The sequence below is a fragment of the Bacillus sp. FSL H7-0578 genome (assembly GCF_038630855.1).
GTDB lineage: Bacteria > Bacillota > Bacilli > Bacillales > Bacillaceae > Bacillus > Bacillus safensis.
Genome location: NZ_CP152045.1, coordinates 3,608,289 through 3,628,520 on the forward strand (window position 1 = coordinate 3,608,289; position 20,232 = coordinate 3,628,520).

Sequence of the window (20,232 nt, forward strand, 5' to 3'; positions counted from 1 at the left end):
GCCTCCACTCCTGTGAAGGCTTCCTTCTATCAAAACGGATTATAAAATCTCGTTCCTCTAACAAATGTAATCACTAACGACACGATCAGCACCACACCAACAAACAATAACGCAGCATAATCTGCTTTTTGAAAGTCTTTTGCCGTAAACCATGTACGCTTTTTATGTTTCCCAAACCCCCGCAGCTCCATCGCATTGCTGATCGTTTCGATCCGCTCCAAGCTGGAGAAAATCAGCGGCATGACAATCGACAGTGCATTTTTGATTCGTTTCCCCAATTTTTCATTCTTCGATAAATCAATGCCTCTTGCTTGCTGAGAAATCGCAATCGTGCGAAAATCCCGCTGAATATCTGGTATATAGCGAAGAGCAATCGCTACAGCATACGAAATCCGGTAGCTGACCCCAATTCGGCTGAGGGATGAGGCAAATTCACTTGGATTTGTTGTCACAATAAATAAAAGCGCTGCTGGCATCACGGTCACATATTTTAGCGTAATGTTCAATTGATAGAAAAGCTGTTCAAGTGTGACATTGTACCAGCCTGCAATATGAAACAGCTCGTGCTTTGCTCCGTAGATGGCGACACCTTGCTGGGGCGCAAAGATGTAAATGGCGATGTTATTGATCACTAGGAAAATCGCCAGGACGATCACCACGAAGGAAATATCACGAAATCGCACGTTAGACAATTGAAAGAACACGATACTAGCAACTAGCATAAACACTAAAACGCCTGTATCATACGTGAGCATCGCTGCGGATGACCAGAGGATAAAGCAAATGAGTTTGGTTGCACCTGTCAATCGGTGAATCGGTGACGGGCGATCGATATAGGACAGCATGTCTACAGCCATGTCATTCGTTCCTTTCTGTCAACCTCAATGAAGCGATCTACGAGTTCATTTGGATTCGGCCAATCAGCTTTCAGCGCCAGTTCATACAGCGATGTTTCCTTTAAGCTCGCCTTTTGGACAAGCAGCTGATCTGTCAGCACTTTGGCTGGTGTATCATCTGCGATTTTTTCTCCATCTGAAATGACAATGGTTCTTGTTGTGTATTCGAGCATCAAGTGCATATCATGGGTGATCATGAAAATCGTGACACCCTGCTGGTTTAATTGCTCTAAAAACGTCATCATCTCTGTGTAATGTTTAAAATCCTGTCCTGCTGTTGGTTCATCTAAGATGAGGATTTCTGGTTCTAATACAAGAATTGACGCGATGGTGACGCGTTTTTTCTGTCCAAAGCTGAGGGCTGAGACCGGCCACTTCCGAAATGGGTACAGCCCGCACACTTTCAGGACCCGCTCCACCCGTTCTTTGATCTCTTCTTCCTTTACGCCTCTTAAAACGAGCCCGAGTGCCACCTCATCAAAGATCATTTGTTTTGAAATCATTTGATTGGGGTTTTGCATAACAACACCGATTCGTTCGGAGCGCTGTTTGATCGTATCTCCTGTGATGTCATCACCATTTAAAAGAATTGACCCTTTCGTTGGCTTTTCAAATGCACAAAGCACCTTAGACAATGTTGTCTTGCCTGCTCCATTGGCTCCTGCGATGCTGATCATTTCTCCTTTTTTGACGGTAAAAGAGATGTTGCTCAGCGTGTTTGGTCTTGTTGGATAGTCAAAGCACAGCTCGCGCACTTCTAGTAAATCCTGTGCTGCAATCTGCTCTACTGATGGCTCAGATGCTTCCATCCATTGCTCGATTTTCTCTTTTGCCTCGTCGTCTAAGGTGAGACGCTGTAAATCAGCGATTTGATCTCCTGGCGCGACCGGTATGCCTGCATATTTCATCGCCTTTACATATAAAGGCTCACGTAAATACGCCGCTTCTAATACGTTTGAGGCGAGCAATTCATCTGGTGTCATATCCGCTACAATCGTTCCTTCATTGACAACGATAATGCGGTCCACATGACGGAAGAGGACGTCCTCTAATCGGTGCTCAACCATCACGATGGTTTTTTTCGTTTGTTTTTGCAGCCGATCAATGAGGTCGATGACTTCTTTACCTGTTGCGGGGTCTAGGCTTGCAAGTGGTTCATCAAACAGCAGAATGTCGACATCATTGACAAGTACGCCCGCAATGGCGACACGTTGTTTTTGTCCGCCTGACAGCTCATGCACGGACGATGCCAGCTTGCCGTCTACCTCTGTTAATCTGGCAGCTTCCTCGACACGTGTGTTCATTTCTTCGCGTGTGACTTGATCATTTTCAAGCGTGAACGCGATATCTTCTCCAACGGTCAGCCCGATGAATTGTCCATCAGGGTCCTGAAGCACCGTTCCGACAAGCTGTGAGAGGGAGAAAATGTTCTCTTTCTCTGCATTTTTCCCGCCGATGTGAAGACTTCCTTCCATAGAACCTTTATAAGACGCAGGAACTAGCCCATTGATACAATGGGCTAGTGTGCTTTTTCCCGATCCAGACGGGCCTGCGATGAGAACTTTTTCTCCTTCATAGATGGTCAGGTTGATATCCTTTAATGTTGGTTCTGCCTGACTGCGATACTTGAATCCGAAATGTTCGAATTGAATCATCGGTTTCTTCATTTATGTGTTCCACCTTGCTTCATGATGTTTCTTTCGATAGGCTGCCGCTTTTGCTTCTCGTTTTCGCATAAGCTGCAATGATGATGGTTCCTAGTACACCAACTGTGATGATGTTTGAAATTCCTGCCACAATGCCTTGAACAAACACTTTGTTCGCAGGTTCTGCATAGATCACAATGTCGAGTACAGGAGCAATGATAAACCAGCCTAATGCCTGTGCACCTGCTTGTACGGCGTTAAAGAGCGTGATTTTCTTCCAGCCGAAGTCTCCCTCTTCTACTTTTAAACGGTTAGAAATAAAGCCGATCAATAAACCAACCACACCCGATACAATAATCCAGCTCCACCAAGGGCCAAATGTGGTCGCATCTTTAATGAGATGGCCAATAAAACCAATCAGTGCGCCTGCAACAGGACCAAATAGCACGGCCATTAATGCAAGGAATGCGTATGAGGTTTCAATTTGTGTATTCGGAATACCAGTTGGAATGGAGACGAATCGTCCTAGAATCACAAAGACGGCTGCGCCAATTCCAATGGCAACGACAGTTTTCGTTGAAAGTTGTTTTCCTGCCATGATGTATCCTCCTCTTATTCGTATATAATGCGCGGAGCTTTGCGAATCGAAAGGCGCCAGCCTGTGCCTGTACCGATGTTATAAGCCTTTGCAAATGACCCTTGATTGATCGCCACGCCTAAATGGTCGAGTGAATTGACATATACGAGTGGTTCGCCTACCTTTAAGTCGGCAAAAGATCGTCCATAGGTCATGATATTTTTATACACATTTTTCGGCCCGTTGGCAATGGTAACTTCTATTGCATCCCCATAATTAATTGAAAGCTGTTCAAATAGCGTGTGATGAATGTTTGTCCATAGGTTTCCGAATCTCACATCTAAAATATCAATCGTCCCTGTGATCACATCTTCTTCCGCATAAGCCTGTACGACTGGAAGATGGATAATATCATCAATATTCGCCTTTGGCCCAACCTCTTCAAAAGAAATCACACCTGATGCAATCCTCGCCCCTGTATAAGCGTAAATATCTCTCCCATGGAAAGTATGTGATTTTCCCGACTTTGGCAGCCGGTTAATGGTTTCATCTAAATAACGGGCTTCCACAATGCCAATATCCTGGGCAACGTGCGTGAGTGTCCCGTTATCTGGGGTAATAATATAGTGTGAACTTGTCGTTTTGACGACAAGACTTTTTCTCTCTGATCCAACGCCCGGGTCAACGACGGAAACGAATACCGTCTCTTCCGGCCAGTATGTGACGGTTTGAAGCAGACGATAAGATGCCTCCCAAATGTCATACTGCGGAATATTGTGTGTTAAATCGAAAATGCGGATGCTGCTGCTGACCGTATTTGCCACTCCATACATTGCACTGACAGCTCCATCATCAATGCCGAAATCTGATTGTAAAACCAATGCATGTTCACTCATGTCAATCTCCCTTTCATTTGAAAAAATGGATGTGGTGTTTCACGTGGAACATTTGAACAATTGTATGAAAAAAGTGGACAATAAAAAATACCCCATCCTTATCTTTGAATCATAAGGACGAGGTATTTGTCTCGTGGTACCACCTTTATTTACTGTTTGCTCGCGCTAAACAGCCTCTACAAGTACAAAGCTCCAATCTGGCTCATATACTGTGGTTTTGATAACGAGTACCAACTCTCGTCGTCACCTACTAATATCATAGATATGTTCAGCACGAGGCTCAGAGACCATTTTTCGAATCATTATTTTTGCTTCTTTTCAGCTGCCGAAGCTCTCTGTGGAAAAATTGATGATTGTACTTTCTCTCGTCATTGCCTGTATAGTTATCTTGAATTAAAGCTATCATACATGATGTTTTTTGATAAATCAAGATATTTTTCTGAACATTTTTAAAAATGAGTCAACTGGTGCTGGAAGAGTCTTCTTTTTATGAAATTTAAACAAATGTTAAAGAGCGAGATATGGTGTCTTTCTTTTCTAGGGGTATAATAAAGGTGAAGGGAGGTACAGCGTGTGTGGACCATCTGTATGAATGAGTTTAAGCAGCTCTTCAAAAGCACAAAATCTATTTTAACAATTGTTATTATTTTCATTTTATCTACTTTTGTTTCAAGTCTTCCGTTTATCGCTGCTCATCAGGAAAAATGGGAACTGGCAAAGGATCCTTATTCTATTGGGAATGAACTGGTGATGTCTTTATTTGGTTTCTTCCTTATTTTTTTGTTGTCTCATGATATTTTAAGCCGCGAAATTCATTTGAAAACCATTCGTTTTCTCGTCAGTAAAACAACCCGTTTGAACATTATCATCGGGAAATATCTTGGACTGATGCTGTTTTGGCTTAGCTGTATTATGACGACATATGTGCTGAATATGGTGATTTCACACCGTTTTCTGTTCTCAGATGCCTTAAAAATCTTAACCTTTATCAGTGTCGGTATCTCATGTGCTTTATTTTTGTCCATGCTCTTTCCAACACCGCAGAAATCAATGTTTGTCGGTATGTTATTTTCCTTTCTTTTCCCAATCGTCAGTATGATTTCTGTTCTTTCTTCAGAACGAATGATTCATTGGTTCCAATATATGACGCCTTATTATTATGCGCGCTGGAGTGAACCGCTGACCTACGTCCTAATGAACACGGCATTGACCGTTATCTTACTCATTGGAACTGCACTGCTGTTTCAAAGGAGGGATGTGTAGATGCTTCATACAAAAGGGCTCACAAAAAAATATCGTACAAAAGTCGCAATAGATCATATTAATCTTGATGTCAATCAGGGCGATATCTTCGGTCTCATTGGACCAAAGGGATCTGGTAAGACGACGTTTTTCAATATCATTACCGGGATCTCCCGCCCTACCTCTGGTACGTTTACAGTGATGAATATGCCTTCGCTAAAAAAAGTGAGACAGCATATCGGTGTTCTGCCAGAATATACGGATTTATATGAAGGTCTTACGGCTCTTGAGCATATTGCCTATTTATCAAAAATCACTGGAACACGCCAGAGAACGAGTGATTATGAAGAACTGCTCGAATTTGTCGGTTTACATCATGATCATCAGGAGAAGGTCGGTGCCTTCACACCTGGTATGAAGAAACGGCTTGGAATGGCGCAGGCCATCGCCCATCAGCCGGAATTTATTTTACTTGACGAACCTTTTGCCGATATTGATGCAGATTCGATCTTGCACATTCAGCGGGTCATTGAAACATTAAAGGATGAAGGGAAAACCGTCTTTTTAACAGCTGACCGCCCAAGGTTCACCAATAGTATTTGTACCAAAACGGCGTTCATTTCTGAAGGAAAATTAGTGTCCCCACATACTCATCCTCAAGAGAAAACCATCACATCCTCAAACATACGTGCAACCTTCAAGCATGCATGGATTGATGATGAGGTGAAACCTGTTCTCACGCAGTACCTACAAACTGTCGGAACAGATCTTGTGATCAGTGATGACGAGACCTCATTGTTAATTCGTTCAGAAGCTCAAGTTCCAGCGATCATTCGCGCTTTCGTGAAGTGTAAAGTCGATTTATACAGAGTCACGGCTCAGGATGCCATGACGTCCTCATAAAAAAGTACCGTACGCTTTCTGCACGGTACTTCTTCTTTTTTATAAAGGTTTACTCATATAGATACCGGTTTCTGCAAATCCCGTTTTCTCGTACAGCGAACGGGCGATTTGATTGTGAGCAAAGACATGGAGCGAGAGTTTTTGCACACCTAATGACTTTGCCTGCTCCTCTAATGCAGCAATGGCCTGCTTTGCAAAGCCTTTTCCTCGATAAGCTTCAAACAAAATAAAGTTATAAATAAATCCTTCGTGTTGCGGGTGATTCGGGTCATAACAAAGCCAAACCCAGCCAATCGCTTCATCTTCGTTTAAGAAATTCCACAGCTCATGATGCTCTGTCTGAAGTCCTTCTGGAAGAAGCCTGTCAAATTGTTCTTCTGCGTTCGCAAGTGATTCTTCCTTCTTCCATGTTCCTGCGAGTACCTTTTCTTCCGCGTACCGCTGAATGGCCTTCTCTATCAATACATCGTAATCAGTTTGTGACATCCGTTGTAGTGTAACCAATCGTACCGCCCCCTTTCCTTCATCATATGTCAGTCATGCCAAAAAAACCAGTCCCTTACTGGAACTGGTTAGCCGCCATATCGGTCGGTTTGAGAAAGTTTGATCTCTGCTGACTTTTTCTTCCCGCTTCGGTAAAATTGCACCTTTACCTTGTCGCCGACCTTCCTTTGATATAAATACTTACGAAGATCTACGATATTTTGAACACTCTTACCATCGAAGGAGGTCACGACATCCAGCTCTTTTAGTCTCGCTTTTCCTGCTGGAGATAACGGCTCAACACTCATAACAACGACCCCAGATGTAACCTTAGATGGCAGTTTCAACGTTTCCTGCCAGTGGTAGCTCGCAATATCCGCTAATGATTTCATGCCGACGCCAAGATACGGACGCTTTACCTCTCCATAACGCTCTAAATCCTCTATGACAGGGATGACCAGATTCGCTGGAATAGACAGCCCGATTCCTTCTACCTCTGATTCAGCAATCTTCATTGAGTTGATGCCGATCACCTTTCCATCCATATTGATCAAGGCACCACCGCTGTTTCCAGGATTGATGGCGGCATCTGTTTGCAGTACCTCTGCATTCCAATCCGTCTGTCCGTCTCCATTTGAGTCAACAGGGATCGCACGCTCTGTGCCTGATATGACTCCTTGTGTGACAGAGCCTGCGAATTCAAGCCCTAATGGATTTCCAATGGCAATGACTGGCTCACCCGGTTTCACATGATCTGAGTTACCGAAGGCTGCCGTTTTCTTAATTTTATTACTTTTGACAGTGAGAACTGCTAAATCCATGAGCTGATCGCTGCCGACAAGATTGGCACTAATTCTTGTCCCGTCATGGAGGCTCACTTCAAGCTGGTTGGCGCCTTTGATGACGTGATGGTTTGTGACAATATAAAACGTGTCACCCTTTTTTTTATAAATCACACCTGACCCGCTGCCTGCTTCTCCGCCTTCCTCCCAAAAGCTCGACTTTTGGATATTAATGACGCCGACCACCGTATCTGACATATTAGACACCACTTTCGTGACTGCATCATTGACGTTTACATTCACAGTTTTTAAAGGGCCCTGAGATGCTTGTCCATCACCGTTCTGCTGCCATCCAAAGGGACTGCCGCTCTGTCCAGATACATAGGGGAAAAAGAACCCCATTAAAAAAGCTCCTACCAATACACCGATCAAACCAGAAAGAAAATATCCTTTTCTGCTTCGTCTCGGCTTCCACTCTACATCGCGATAATCCACTATGTTTCCTTCCTTTCAGTGAATAGATGATGTATATAGTGTTGGTAAGAAGCTCTTATCTTAATCATACGATTATAAAAATCATACGGCGCAAAGCGGGGTTGCTTTTTTCGGGTCCGTATCAAATAAATCAAAGCCGTCCCCCACAACAAAGCCCTTCATTTCAAGCGTCTGCTGGACCGCCATACGGGCTAAATCCTTCATGTTGTTATCTTGACTCAAGTGAGCCAAATAAATGCGTGAGGTGGCATCTCCAATGACATCTGTCATCGCGAGAGCAGCATCTTCATTTGATACATGTCCGACATCACTCAGAATTCTGCGCTTAATGCTCCATGGGTAGCGGCCCATTTGCAGCATCCCGACATCATGATTGCTCTCAAACACAAACGTATTGGCTGACTTAATAATGCCTTTCATGCGGTCACTCACATAGCCTGTATCTGTCATGAGGGCAAGTTTGCGCCCTCCATAATGGAACACGTAAAACATAGGCTCTGCCGCATCGTGTGAGACGCCAAATGACTCGACATCAAGGCCGCCAAAGGATTGAACGGTCTCCATATCAAAATGGAATTTCTGCTCTGTGTCAATCTTTCCGATATGAGACTCCATTGCCTTCCATGTTTTCGCATTTGCATAGACAGGAAGCTTGTACTTTCTTGCCATGACACCAAGCCCTTTAATATGATCGGAGTGCTCGTGTGTCACAAAAATGCCGTCCAAGTCCTCAGGCTTGCGGTCGATTTGGCTAAGCAGCTCGACCATCTGTTTGCCGCTTAAACCAGCATCCACCAAAAAGGCATGCTCGTCTGTTTCTAAATAAAAAGCGTTCCCCGTACTTCCGCTCGCTAGTACACTGAACTGCAAGCTCATGTTCTCTCACTCCATTGAAGATTTGTCATCTTTCTCTATATGATCAAGTGTTGAGCCATCAATGGCATTGATCAAATATTCTTCTTCTGTCTTTTTCTTTGAACCTGCTGATACGCCTTCAAGCTCCACCCGCCATACAGGTACCATGACTTGCGTGCTTGCCCCCGGGTATTGCGTATAGTAGCCAAGCTCTACCTTTTTCACGGTCGTGTTTTGGCTCAGCATATTTTGCGTATATAAGTCCTTCACGGTTTCAAGTGCCGGGACAAGGGTTTCTTTTCTCACTTCATTAATCGATGTCACCATTGATTGCTCATATGAGACGATTTCGTTTTGATCGTTGAGATTTAAGGTGATTTGCCCGATGGTTTCGGTGTCATCAAGGCCTTCTTGGAAGATGTATTTCCCTTTATACGTTTGGAAAAAGACGATTTTCCCTGTCTCTTCATCTATACTCCACAGCTTATAATTCTTCCCATCCAGCAAACGCTGGTTCACAAGGTTCGTCGCCGCTGTTTTGATATCCTTTTTCGGCAAGGCAACGGGTTTGTTGAAGGTCATTTCAAGCAGCGTGACAGGATCATCTTTTTCTGTTTTCGGGAATGTGCTTTTCGCCTTTTGATCAGCTAATCCGTCGACATCCTTTTTTGTATATTGCTTCTTTTCAGCTGTAATGCGGTATCCAATTTTCGCTTCATCTGATAGATTACCATATTTGATCCCGTCTGCCTTCATTTCTTCCAGCGTATCCGTTTTTTCGATAATCGCAAAATGATCGGTTGACCGTTTTTCAAAGTATTGAAAACCTAGAAAGATATCGAGAACGAGAAAGGCTAGGATAAAGATCGTTTTGGTCTTATTCCACTCCATGATTCTCGCTCCCCTCTGTCAAAAGATCATTCGATAGAATCACGGTTTTGCCGTTATACTTCATACACCATACAGGCTCCAGCCAGACAAACATCGCTTGATCTTGATCTGATAGGGTTGAAGCAGCTTGATATGCAGGGAAAATCTGTTCAATTTTCTCCAGATCATCATATTTCGTCTGCTTGATGATCAAGTCCTTCAGCTCTGTCCCGTTCATCAGCTTGACCTGTTCACTTTGACTCGCTTTATTGCCAAGAATATAGTTTGGGCGCTTGTAATTCAAAATGTCATCATTCGCCCATTGTACTTCAAGGGAGGTCATCCCAAATGGATGCTTTGTACTGTTCACGATCGGCAGACCGTCCATAAACATATTAAAGGACAGCTGCTGGTTGCTGTTGATGCCAAAATATTGATAGTCATCAGTAAAGCTTCCCGTATCATTGAAATATTTCACACTTCGCTTAATCAAATCCCCCGTTTGGAAAACAGTGCTGGAATTGATATTGCGATGCTGATATTGAATGCGGTGGTCTTTTTGATTGGCTTCAAGGCGGCTTGTGCCATCTGTGTACACCGTCCGGTTTAAATTAGATTCCTCACCGACAAGGCTCGGGTCCGTAAACAAAGCATCTTTGAACTTGTTTGTCTTAATCGTTTCGATAAAGAACATCTTCGCTTCAAGCTGCTTTTGCTTTCTCGGAAGAAGGAAATCTCGTTTAGAATTCGTTGAGAATGTATAAAGATCATAGCGCGGCATCTCGTTTTGAGCGGCTGCGATACTGTTCATTAGATTACGGTAATTGGCGGACTCAATTGTCAGCTCAAGCACCGTTTCCTTACTGTATGAGACCAAATACACTTTCTTATTGGCCTTATCCTGCTGAGCGAACGGCACAATCATCCGATCAAACGAGTTGTATTCAATGGACTTGTTCGGCCATTTAAAGAGCGCTTGGAAAATATCAATCGGAATCGGATCATTGAAGACAAGATCCAATGTCTTCCCTTGGCCTTCGCGTCCATAGAAGAAATTCTTAAATTTCTGCTCGGAATATTGATCTGACACATCATTAATCTCTTTGACATCCCAAAGGCTCACATCATTCCAAAAGTTTTGAAAGAGTTCCTTTTGATCTACTTTAAAATGCTCCCCATTTGAATGGATAAACATCTCACGCGGCTTCACGACATCAATGAGACTTCTAGGCTCATCGCTTGAAATCTTCTTCGTTTCCACGACCTTTGTGCCGGTATCTGCCTGATCCTGCATGACGGGCTGGAACATCCAGATATTCCACGTAAATACAAGACTGATCGCAATTAGGATTGTCAATATTATGGTTTTAAAGGTCTCACGCTTCATCCCAATCATCCTCTTGTTCTTCATTGTACGGAAGGGTAAAGGTCACCGTTGTCCCTTTTCCTTCAATGCTGTCAGCCCAAATATCTCCGCCATGAGCCTGAACCATTTCTTTTGCAATCGCAAGACCGAGGCCGGTTCCGCCAAGCTTTCTTGTTCTTGCTTTATCTACCCGATAAAAACGTTCAAAGATTTTATCCATATCCTTCTTCGGAATACCGATTCCTTCATCTTTCACGCTGAATAACACAAGGCCTTTCTCTTCATCCAGATCGACGGTAAACGTGATGTGTCCACCCTCTGGTGAGTATTTCATGGCATTGGAAATGATATTATCGAGCACCTGAGTAATTTTATCTTGGTCGATTTCCACATATACTTCACGCTGCGGCAGGTTGCGGATAAAATCGACATGCTGCTCCTTCGTCATTTCAAAACGATCAATGACGAGCGAGATAAACCTGATAAAGTTCGTCCACTCACGGTTGAATTGATAATCCTTGCTGTCGAACTTAGACAGCTGCAGCAGGTCATTGACAAGCCGGATCATCCGCTCAGTTTCATTTTGCGTGACACTGAGAAATCTTGGCGCAAGCTCTTTATCACCAATCGCACCTTCAGCCAGTGCCTCAAGATAGCTTCGCATCGTCGTCAGCGGTGTGCGCAGCTCATGCGATACGTTCGCGACGAATTCACGGCGTTCCGCATCAATTTTCTCCTGCTCTGTGACGTCATAAATGACCGCAATTAAGCCATCAATTTTCCCATGCTCTTTCTGAATGACGGAGAAATTCACACGCAATACAGACAGCTGATCTTCGCGCTCAATTTCTATCAGCATGGAATCTTGATTTTCGACTAAATCTTCAAATGTATGAGTTTCCTCTAAGCCAAGCAAAGACGTGATCGGCATCTCTAGTGCTGTTTCACGTGAAACATTTAACAGCTCTAATGCAGGGCTGTTTAATAGAATAATTGCACCGTTTTGATTCGTTGCGATGACACCGTCCGTCATATAGGCAATAACAGAAGAAAGCTTTTTCCGCTCCCCCTCCGTCATCAGCTGAGCTTCCTCCAGCTCTCTCGTCAGATGGTTAAAGGTTGTCGCAAGCTGGCCAATCTCGTCATGTCCATACTTCCGGACCTTTCTGGAGAAGTTCCCTTTGGCAAGCTCGATCGCCTGCTTTCTCATATCTGAAATAGGATGAGTGATCGTTCTAAAAATGAAGATACCAAGTAGAGCAGTCGTCCCAAGTGCAATCAGTGTCCCAGTCGCTAAAATGGTGTTAATGGTTCGCATTTGGTTAAACACGCTCTCCATCGAAGACACAACATAAATCACACCGACAGTTTCTTGGTTTTCATTTTTCACGGCTGTCGCAGAAATACGCACCCGTTTGTTTGATTCTGGGTCATAGAATTTCTTTTCATAGTCTTTGCCTACTGCGAAAATCCTGCTAATGATTTGATCTGTGATTTTCTTGCCGGCAATCTCCTGACTACCGTTATTCACAGAGGCAATCACCTCTCTGCTTTCGTCAATATAGCTGACTTCAGAAATTTCATTAGACTCATCTTTGTTGTTAAAATCGTTTAATATCTTTTGAGCATCCTCTTTTAATTCTGCCTTGCTTTTCGATGAATCTTGTTCTAGATAATACGATAACGAGTAGATTCGCTGATTCAAGGAATTATCATATGAATTAATTAAGGACTGCTCTAGCTGCTTCACAAAGTACACGCCAATGATCTGCATGGCAACGATGATCAGCAGCACGTAAATCAAGGTCAATTTGAAGTGAATCGAGCGAAAAAAACCTACTTTACTCATAAGAATCTTAGTCCTGCTCTGGGTTTCTTAAATAATAGCCGACGCCTCGTCTTGTCACGATCCAGCTCGGGTGGCTAGGGTTGTCTTCAATCTTTTCACGAAGACGGCGGACTGTGACGTCTACTGTACGGACATCTCCGAAGTAATCATAGCCCCATACGGTTTGCAGCAAGTGCTCACGTGTCATGACTTGTCCGATATGTTTCGCTAAATAATGAAGCAGTTCGAACTCACGGTGCGTCAATTCAATCGTTTCCTCGCGCTTAGACACCACATACGCATCTGGATAAATAACAAGTGATCCAACCTCAATATCATTTGATTCAGATTCTTCCTCCGTCTGCGGAGCAGCGGTTTGTCTTCTCAAATTCGCTTTCACGCGGGCAAGCAGCTCACGTGTGCTGAAAGGCTTTGTCACATAATCATCTGCGCCAAGCTCAAGGCCGATGACTTTATCAATTTCAGAGTCTTTTGCTGTCAGCATGATAATCGGCATATCATATTTCTTTCTCACTTCACGGCATACTTCAACACCATCTTTATTCGGCAGCATAATGTCGAGCAGAATAATGTCCGGCTTGATTTCTTCTACCATTTCAAGGGCTTCGTTTCCATCATATGCACAATGAACCTCATAGCCCTCTTTCCTTAAATTAAATTCCAATATATCAGCAATCGGTTTTTCATCATCTACGACAAGAATCTTTTTTTCCATTGTGATTTCCTCCTGCATTTTTAGAATCTATGTCATTCCATTTTGCATGTATCATTACACCTTTTCCATTTATGAAAAAAAGGCTCACTGTCTATTATAACGTTTTACGAGGCAAAGATAAAAATAATAACGGCTTTCTTTTCTAGTAAACGTTGGATAGGAAGGCGCCGCTCGAAAAAATTGATGACTTTTTCCTTTTTTATTGAAACTTTTCCAATCACCAGACGTCTATATAGATGTAACGTCTTCTTCTTATGGAGCCGGGCCCTACCTAGGTCCGGCTTCTCCCTTTTTATGCCTTCTTTTCATAATAAAAACGCACCTGCGATTGCAGATGCGTTTGGAAGTGGCTCGGGACGGAATCGAACCGCCGACACACGGATTTTCAGTCCGTTGCTCTACCAACTGAGCTACCGAGCCATCATCAAAAAGATGAATATGTATAAATGGCGGTCCGGACGGGACTCGAACCCGCGACCTCCTGCGTGACAGGCAGGCATTCTAACCAACTGAACTACCGGACCTCAGTAACTTGCCCGAAAAAGCAATCGTGGTGCTCCTTCAAGCAAGTGAGGAAAAAATTAGCTTAACGCTAAAGTAAATCAATGACCCGTACGGGATTCGAACCCGTGTTACCGCCGTGAAAGGGCGGTGTCTTAACCGCTTGACCAACGGGCCAATACATGGTGAGCCATGAAGGACTCGAACCTTCGACCCTCTGATTAAAAGTCAGATGCTCTACCAACTGAGCTAATGGCTCTCGGCTTGTGAAAAGTGAATCTGAAGAAGCTGTATTGCGCCAAACCAATCGCTTTAAAAAAGCTGGAACATCGCATCCTAACAAGTTTCAGAGACCTTTGCAACAACGAGATTTATAATATCATAGAGTAAATACATATGGCAATACGTTTTTCGACATTTTTTTAAAAAAAGTGTCGGATTGAAATATCTTCTATCAAAGCTCCCACTTCTGCAACCGCCTTCATTAGATAGCCCTTTTCGGATGTCTTCTGCCTACTCAAACACATAGACACGTTTCAGGCCGCTCAAAAATGGCTATACATGAAACAAGTGACATTGTCATTGAAAAAGGAGGAAACAGTATGAGTTCATTCAAATTAGGAGATAAAATGCCCAACTTTTCACTTCCAACAATACAGGGCGAACACATTGATTTCGACAAACATTTAGAGGAGCATCAAAGCTGGCACCTGATCGTTTTCTTTAGAGGATCTTGGTGCCCAGTATGTGTCGAAGAATTAAAAGAACTCGAACAGCAGCAATCATACTTTCAGGACAAGGATATTCACTTGATGGCGATTTCAACGGATAACCCTGATGACTTGAAGGCATTTGCGGATAAAGAGGAACTGTCCTTCCCGATCATGTATGACCATGATCTCACGTCATTAAAAGCATATGAAGTCCACTATCACGGGGAAGATGCCCCATATGAAGACCACGGGGTGCACGGTGAACCCGCCTATTTCTTATTAAATGAAAAAGGTCAAGTGCTCTATCAGCAAAGACAAACAAGTCCGTTTGGCAGACCGCATGCCAACGAACTACGTAAAATCATTCAGTACATCCGTAAAAATTTAAAAGGCCAATATAAAAGCCTGAAGTAAGGGAAAAGCCCTCGTGATGAGGGCTTTTTTATGAACGTTTTTTGTTAAATAGCCAGTCAGCGGAGAAAAAGACAAGGAGTCCCGCCATTAAAATGATAAAAGTAACCGGTGGTCTGTCACCTTGGAAAAACGCGTACAGCGCATGCCCTCCTAATGCCAGAAGATAAAAGACAAATGCCGGCACAGCAGCTTTATGTGCATTCGCTTGTTCTCTTTTCGTCATTTTTTTAAAAAACATTGTGCTCTCCCCTTTATGAAGCTTGTTTCATCGTCACCCGGCGAAGTGCCCGTGAACGGATATATTCCATTGGTCCAATTCTCCAAACCTTTAGGCAAACTGCTGAAATCGCGATTTGCAGAAGTGAAATCAACAGCCATGCCAATACAATAAGGGGCGCATTGATTTGACCGCCAAGACCCAATCCCCAGCTATAAAAAAGAATGGAACAGATGACATTTTGCAGGATGTAGCAGCTAAGCGCCATTTTCCCTACATATTCAAACCAAGTCCACATGAACCAAGACTCCTTGCGTGCGAGGAGCTTCGCAATGACAGCTATATAGAAAATAGAGAGAAATGGTGAAAAGGCGTAGCGAACCACAAATTCCACTAAATCGTTCGATACGAAAACTAGTGCATTCAGCGGCAGACCAATCCACAGTCCGATTCGGAACAATATTTTCCGGAGAGATTGCCCGCGTTCATTTGCATAAAATACACCGGCTCTCATCATCCGCACACCCAATAAAAACAGAAATGTGTTCATTGGAATAATAAAGACCGCTTCTTCTCGATACATGAAGAAGTATTGTAACCGTTCTTGAATCTGCGAGATCCATGTCTCTGGCAGCTGCTCTTCCAGCGCCGTTTCACCGCTTTGATCATCAGTCGCTGACTCCATTTCAGAGAGGGAGTACAGCATCAGACATGACATCACGAGCAGATGAATCACACCTGAGAAAACCATGCCCTTTTTGATGCGCCTGCTTCCTCCCCGTACAATGTAAGCCACAAGCAGCCCCGTAACGGCATAGCTCATGAGCACATCATATTCCATCACAAGCGTAAAATGGACAAAGCCTTCGATAAATAAAAATAAAAGAATCCACAAATAAGTACCCGGCCAAGGCATGTCCTTCCTTTTTGCCTGCTGGTATTTCAGCTCCAATCCAACACCAAACATGATCGTGAGCAGCGAGAGCATTTTTCCATAAACGAACATGGAGACAAGACTTTCTAGAAAACTGCCATTTTCATATTCATCCGCAATCTGATCTGTCGCAAAGGTATCCCCTGCATACGCAAAAAACCAGACGTTCGTTCCCAAGGTGCCTAGTATGGCAAAACCTCGTAAAATATCTAATAATCGTATTCTTTTTTCCACTAGAACGCTCCTTCCCTCCTATACAGTTATCATATTTTGGTAATGACCGGAAGTCCGTTCTAGTGAAATTAAGGAATATTTAAACAAAAAAACACCAGCAAAATGCGAGATTTTACTGGCGCTTCATCAATCTATTCTTATGGACGGTACACGCTGCGGACAACGTTCGTTTGTGAACGATCTGGTCCGACTGAGAAAATGGAAAGTGGAATACCTGTTAATTGTGAAATGCGCTCTAAATAATGGCGGGCATTTGCAGGCAGCTCACTTAAGTTCTTCACACCTGTAATATCCTCTGTCCATCCTGGCATTTCTTCGTAGACAGGCTCACATTTCGCTAATTCATTTAGGCTTGCTGGGAATTCCTCTGTGATTTCTCCATTCAATTTATAGGCGACACAGATTTTCAATTTTTCAATCCCTGTTAGTACATCAATTGAGTTAAGAGATAAATCTGTAATTCCGCTCACACGGCGTGCATGGCGGACAACAACGCTGTCAAACCAGCCGACACGGCGCGGGCGTCCAGTTGTCGTACCATATTCACGGCCAACCTCACGAATTTGATCACCAATTTCATCGTGGAGTTCTGTCGGAAATGGGCCATCTCCAACACGTGTTGTGTACGCTTTTGACACGCCGACTACATGTTGAATTTTCGTTGGTCCTACGCCAGAACCAATCGTCACGCCTCCAGCTACCGGGTTAGATGACGTCACAAATGGGTATGTCCCTTGATCGATATCAAGCATGACCCCTTGTGCTCCTTCAAATAGCACGCGGCGGCCTTCATCTAGTGCATCATTCAAAACAACAGATGTGTCTACGACATATTTTTTCACTTGCTGGCCATATTCATAATACTCGTCTAAAATATCTTCAATCTTGAAGCCTTCTGTGTCATACATTTTCTCTAAAAGACGATTTTTCTCTTCTAGATTGCGTGCAAGCTTCTCTTCAAATACTTCACGATCTAATAGATCTGCGACACGGATACCAACGCGGGCAGCTTTATCCATATAAGCTGGTCCGATTCCTTTTTTCGTCGTACCGATCTTATTAGCCCCTTTCCGCTCTTCTTCTACCTCGTCCAATTTTAAATGGTAAGGCAGAATAACATGGGCTCTATTGCTGATTCTGAGGTTATCTGTACTCACATTCCGTTCGTGAAGATACGCAAGCTCAGTGACCAACGCTTTAGGATCAACCACCATTCCATTACCGATGACACAAGTTTTCTCTTTATAAAAAATACCGGATGGAATGAGGTGTAGCTTGTATGTCACTCCATCAAATTTGATCGTGTGACCTGCATTGTTTCCCCCTTGATAACGGGCAATCACCTCTGCATTTTCTGAAAGGAAATCGGTAATTTTCCCTTTCCCTTCGTCACCCCACTGCGTACCTACTACGACTACTGAAGACATATCGTGCACCTCCGTTAACCTTTCAAAACGTTATCTCTTTCAAACACATTTATTTTATCAATGCACAACGAAAAAGTCAACGCGAAATCCGAACATTAATATCTCGAAATCAAATTTTGTTCGTTTTAAATATAAAGAAAAGCGCTTTAATCACTTTTCCAGTGCTTAAAAATGGAGATTTTGAGCAAAAACAACTTTTTACCGTTTCCAGCTGTTCATCAACATAAAAAAGACCCCCAACAATGGGCGTCTTTTTTAAACAGGTGTAATACCATCTGTGTTCATCAGCACAACTCGATACCCATCTGGGTCTTCAATGGTTGCTCCTCCCCGGTCCCAGTATGGATTCGTAGAGGTGACATGGCGTCCGCCAAATGAGAGCAATCTCTCTTTCATTTGCTGAAATTCTTCTGCATCTGGAATATAGAAAACAAGCAGCTGTTCTGGATGCGGGACGGGCAGGCTGTCTTCTTCTTCATGTTTGGTGATTTCTAAATGAACATGCTGGTGAGGCAGCCCGAGCATCACACCATCGTACCCTTCATGCCGATCAAATGAGCCTATTCGTTTGAGCCCTAAGCCTTCTTCATAAAAGGAAACAACCTCTTTCATGTTGACAGTTGGGCGTGCGATACGTAATTGAGCGGCTTCAAACTGTTGAAATTTCATCAGTCTTCACTCCTTTTCTCCTTTTAGTATACGCTCTCTCTTTTTCTCTCTCCTCCTCATTTTGATTGTTTTTTCAATCATTCTTTCGATGTAGATCAACCAAAAAAGCCCAGCTTCTTGAGCTGGGCTTTAAGCACCGGGCGGAACACCCGCATCATCAAATCTTCTTTCCAGATTGACGAATTTGTTATATTCTTTGACGAACGCCAGTGATACTGTACCAACTGGACCGTTACGCTGTTTGGCAATAATGATTTCGATAATGTTTTTATTCTCTGATTCTTTGTCATAGTAATCATCACGATAAAGGAATGCCACGATATCGGCATCCTGCTCGATACTTCCTGATTCACGAATATCAGACATCATCGGACGTTTGTCCTGACGCTGCTCTACCCCACGGGAAAGCTGAGACAAGGCAATAACCGGAACTTCAAGCTCCCTTGCCAGCGATTTTAATGCCCTAGAGATTTCAGAAACCTCCTGCTGACGGTTATCGCTTGATCGCCCGCTCCCTTGAATGAGCTGCAAGTAGTCAATCAAGATCATGCCAAGACCATTTTCTTGCTTCAATCGGCGGCATTTCGAGCGAATTTCACTTACTCTGATTCCAGGTGTATCGTCAATGAAAATTCCGCTGTTTGACAGCGACCCCATCGCCATTGTCAGCTTGCCCCAGTCCTCTTCTGTCAGATTACCGGTTCTTAGGTTTTGTGCATTGATATTCCCCTCTGCACAAAGCATACGCATAACGAGCTGCTCAGCACCCATCTCTAAACTAAAGATAGCAACACTTTCGTCCGTTTTGGTCGCGACATTTTGGGCAATGTTCAATGCGAAGGCGGTTTTCCCTACTGATGGACGAGCCGCTACAATGATTAAATCATTTCGCTGGAATCCAGCTGTCATCCGGTCAAGCTCAGAGAAACCTGTTGGAATCCCTGTGATATCGCCTTTACGGTTATGAAGCTGTTCAATATTATCGTATGTTTGAACAAGCACGTCCTTAATGTTTTGAAAGGCTCCTGAGTTTTTACGCTGCGCCACTTCCATAATGGTCTTTTCCGCATCGCTCAACAGGTCCTCTACTTCATCCTCACGCGTGTATCCATCTTGTGCAATGGTTGTCGCCGTTCGGATCAGACGTCTTAAAATGGATTTCTCTTCTACAATTTTTGCATAGTATTCAATGTTTGCGGCAGTTGGGACAGAGTTCGCAATGTCGGTTAAATACGAAATCCCGCCTACCTCTTCTAGTAAATCTGTATTGGCAAGCTCAGATGTCACCGTGACAAGATCGACCGGTTCTCCTCTATCGCCAAGTACAAGCATCGCATTGTAAATCTTTTGATGCGACATTCTATAGAAATCCTCTGGAATTAATACCTCAGAAGCGAGCGTTAGCGCAGATGGTTCTAAAAAAACAGCACCTAATACGGCCTGCTCGGCTTCTATATTTTGCGGCGGCAGCCGGTCATCGAGAAGTTCCGTCATGCCAAGCACCGTCCTTTCATAAAAAAATACGCTACTCATCATTTTAACATTTTC

Annotated in this window: 19 protein-coding genes, 4 tRNA genes and 1 other annotated feature; of the genes, 3 read left to right on the forward strand and 20 right to left on the reverse strand. The window is 43.5% G+C overall.

Annotated elements, in window-relative coordinates:
- Positions 1–29 precede the first annotated feature (29 nt).
- Genes MHB41_RS18540 through MHB41_RS18555 form a run of 4 tightly spaced genes read right to left on the reverse strand, consistent with a single transcriptional unit; the run spans position 30 to position 4,015 of the window.
- Positions 30–857 (reverse strand): energy-coupling factor transporter transmembrane component T, encoded by an 828-nt coding sequence (locus MHB41_RS18540; RefSeq protein WP_007497370.1) that lies wholly within the window; start codon positions 855–857, stop codon positions 30–32.
- Positions 848–2,563, reverse strand: a complete 1,716-nt coding sequence (locus tag MHB41_RS18545) for an ABC transporter ATP-binding protein (RefSeq protein ID WP_340899611.1) — start codon at positions 2,561–2,563, stop codon at positions 848–850. The genes MHB41_RS18540 and MHB41_RS18545 overlap by 10 nt, the downstream gene beginning before the upstream one ends.
- Positions 2,564–2,582: 19 nt before the next feature.
- Complete coding sequence (locus tag MHB41_RS18550) at positions 2,583–3,140, reverse strand: ECF-type riboflavin transporter substrate-binding protein (protein WP_024424020.1); 558 nt, start codon at positions 3,138–3,140, stop codon at positions 2,583–2,585.
- Positions 3,141–3,154: 14 nt separating this feature from the next.
- Positions 3,155–4,015, reverse strand: a complete 861-nt coding sequence (locus MHB41_RS18555; protein ID WP_024427616.1) for an S-adenosyl-l-methionine hydroxide adenosyltransferase family protein — start codon at positions 4,013–4,015, stop codon at positions 3,155–3,157.
- A 110-nt stretch (positions 4,016–4,125) separates the two neighbouring features.
- Positions 4,126–4,396 (reverse strand) — a binding site (T-box leader).
- Between the two features lie 192 nt (positions 4,397–4,588).
- Here MHB41_RS18555 and MHB41_RS18560 point away from each other — a divergent pair.
- Together MHB41_RS18560 and MHB41_RS18565 are read left to right on the forward strand one after the other, a co-directional pair.
- Positions 4,589–5,278: an ABC transporter permease subunit gene (locus MHB41_RS18560; RefSeq protein WP_025093692.1), complete on the forward strand. Its 690-nt coding sequence runs from the start codon at positions 4,589–4,591 to the stop codon at positions 5,276–5,278.
- Positions 5,279–6,160 (forward strand): ABC transporter ATP-binding protein, encoded by an 882-nt coding sequence (locus MHB41_RS18565; RefSeq protein ID WP_101677481.1) that lies wholly within the window; start codon positions 5,279–5,281, stop codon positions 6,158–6,160.
- A 39-nt stretch (positions 6,161–6,199) separates the two neighbouring features.
- Here MHB41_RS18565 and MHB41_RS18570 read toward each other — a convergent pair whose 3' ends face one another.
- From MHB41_RS18570 to MHB41_RS18620, 11 genes are all read right to left on the reverse strand, one after another.
- Positions 6,200–6,664, reverse strand: a complete 465-nt coding sequence (locus MHB41_RS18570; protein WP_197173051.1) for a GNAT family N-acetyltransferase — start codon at positions 6,662–6,664, stop codon at positions 6,200–6,202.
- Between the two features lie 68 nt (positions 6,665–6,732).
- Positions 6,733–7,920, reverse strand: a complete 1,188-nt coding sequence (locus MHB41_RS18575; RefSeq protein ID WP_251232337.1) for a trypsin-like peptidase domain-containing protein — start codon at positions 7,918–7,920, stop codon at positions 6,733–6,735.
- An 81-nt stretch (positions 7,921–8,001) separates the two neighbouring features.
- Positions 8,002–8,796, reverse strand: a complete 795-nt coding sequence (locus MHB41_RS18580; RefSeq protein ID WP_034283589.1) for an MBL fold metallo-hydrolase — start codon at positions 8,794–8,796, stop codon at positions 8,002–8,004.
- A gap of 6 nt (positions 8,797–8,802) precedes the next feature.
- Positions 8,803–9,666, reverse strand: a complete 864-nt coding sequence (gene yycI, locus MHB41_RS18585; protein WP_046312602.1) for a two-component system regulatory protein YycI — start codon at positions 9,664–9,666, stop codon at positions 8,803–8,805.
- Positions 9,653–11,032: a two-component system activity regulator YycH gene (gene yycH, locus MHB41_RS18590; RefSeq protein ID WP_340899602.1), complete on the reverse strand. Its 1,380-nt coding sequence runs from the start codon at positions 11,030–11,032 to the stop codon at positions 9,653–9,655. Before yycH ends, yycI begins: the two co-directional genes overlap by 14 nt.
- A complete protein-coding gene (gene walK, locus MHB41_RS18595; RefSeq protein WP_024424029.1) occupies positions 11,022–12,860 on the reverse strand; it encodes a cell wall metabolism sensor histidine kinase WalK in 1,839 nt (612 codons plus the stop codon). The genes yycH and walK overlap by 11 nt, the downstream gene beginning before the upstream one ends.
- Before the next feature lie 7 nt (positions 12,861–12,867).
- The gene (gene yycF / locus MHB41_RS18600; RefSeq protein WP_024424030.1) at positions 12,868–13,575 is read right to left on the reverse strand and encodes a response regulator YycF; all 708 of its coding nucleotides are present in this window, start codon (positions 13,573–13,575) and stop codon (positions 12,868–12,870) included.
- Between the two features lie 347 nt (positions 13,576–13,922).
- A tRNA-Phe gene (locus tag MHB41_RS18605) sits at positions 13,923–13,995 on the reverse strand.
- A 27-nt stretch (positions 13,996–14,022) separates the two neighbouring features.
- A tRNA-Asp gene (locus MHB41_RS18610) sits at positions 14,023–14,099 on the reverse strand.
- An 82-nt stretch (positions 14,100–14,181) separates the two neighbouring features.
- A tRNA-Glu gene (locus tag MHB41_RS18615) sits at positions 14,182–14,253 on the reverse strand.
- Positions 14,254–14,259: 6 nt separating this feature from the next.
- Positions 14,260–14,335: transfer RNA gene (locus MHB41_RS18620), tRNA-Lys, on the reverse strand.
- A 343-nt stretch (positions 14,336–14,678) separates the two neighbouring features.
- On the opposite strand from MHB41_RS18620, the gene MHB41_RS18625 reads away from it, so the two are divergent.
- Entirely contained in the window at positions 14,679–15,203 is a 525-nt protein-coding gene (locus tag MHB41_RS18625) for a peroxiredoxin family protein (protein ID WP_120208928.1), read from the forward strand.
- Between the two features lie 28 nt (positions 15,204–15,231).
- On the opposite strand, the gene MHB41_RS18630 is transcribed toward MHB41_RS18625, so the two are convergent.
- From MHB41_RS18630 to dnaB, 5 genes are all read right to left on the reverse strand, one after another.
- Positions 15,232–15,441, reverse strand: a complete 210-nt coding sequence (locus MHB41_RS18630; protein ID WP_024427623.1) for a hypothetical protein — start codon at positions 15,439–15,441, stop codon at positions 15,232–15,234.
- Positions 15,442–15,454: 13 nt separating this feature from the next.
- Entirely contained in the window at positions 15,455–16,588 is a 1,134-nt protein-coding gene (locus MHB41_RS18635) for a DUF418 domain-containing protein (protein ID WP_144496500.1), read from the reverse strand.
- Between the two features lie 137 nt (positions 16,589–16,725).
- Positions 16,726–18,015, reverse strand: a complete 1,290-nt coding sequence (locus MHB41_RS18640; protein WP_024424032.1) for an adenylosuccinate synthase — start codon at positions 18,013–18,015, stop codon at positions 16,726–16,728.
- A 255-nt stretch (positions 18,016–18,270) separates the two neighbouring features.
- Positions 18,271–18,684, reverse strand: coding sequence for a VOC family protein (locus MHB41_RS18645; RefSeq protein WP_065215020.1), 414 nt, complete (start codon positions 18,682–18,684; stop codon positions 18,271–18,273).
- Between the two features lie 129 nt (positions 18,685–18,813).
- A complete protein-coding gene (gene dnaB / locus MHB41_RS18650) occupies positions 18,814–20,178 on the reverse strand; it encodes a replicative DNA helicase (protein ID WP_003214779.1) in 1,365 nt (454 codons plus the stop codon).
- Positions 20,179–20,232 lie beyond the last annotated feature (54 nt).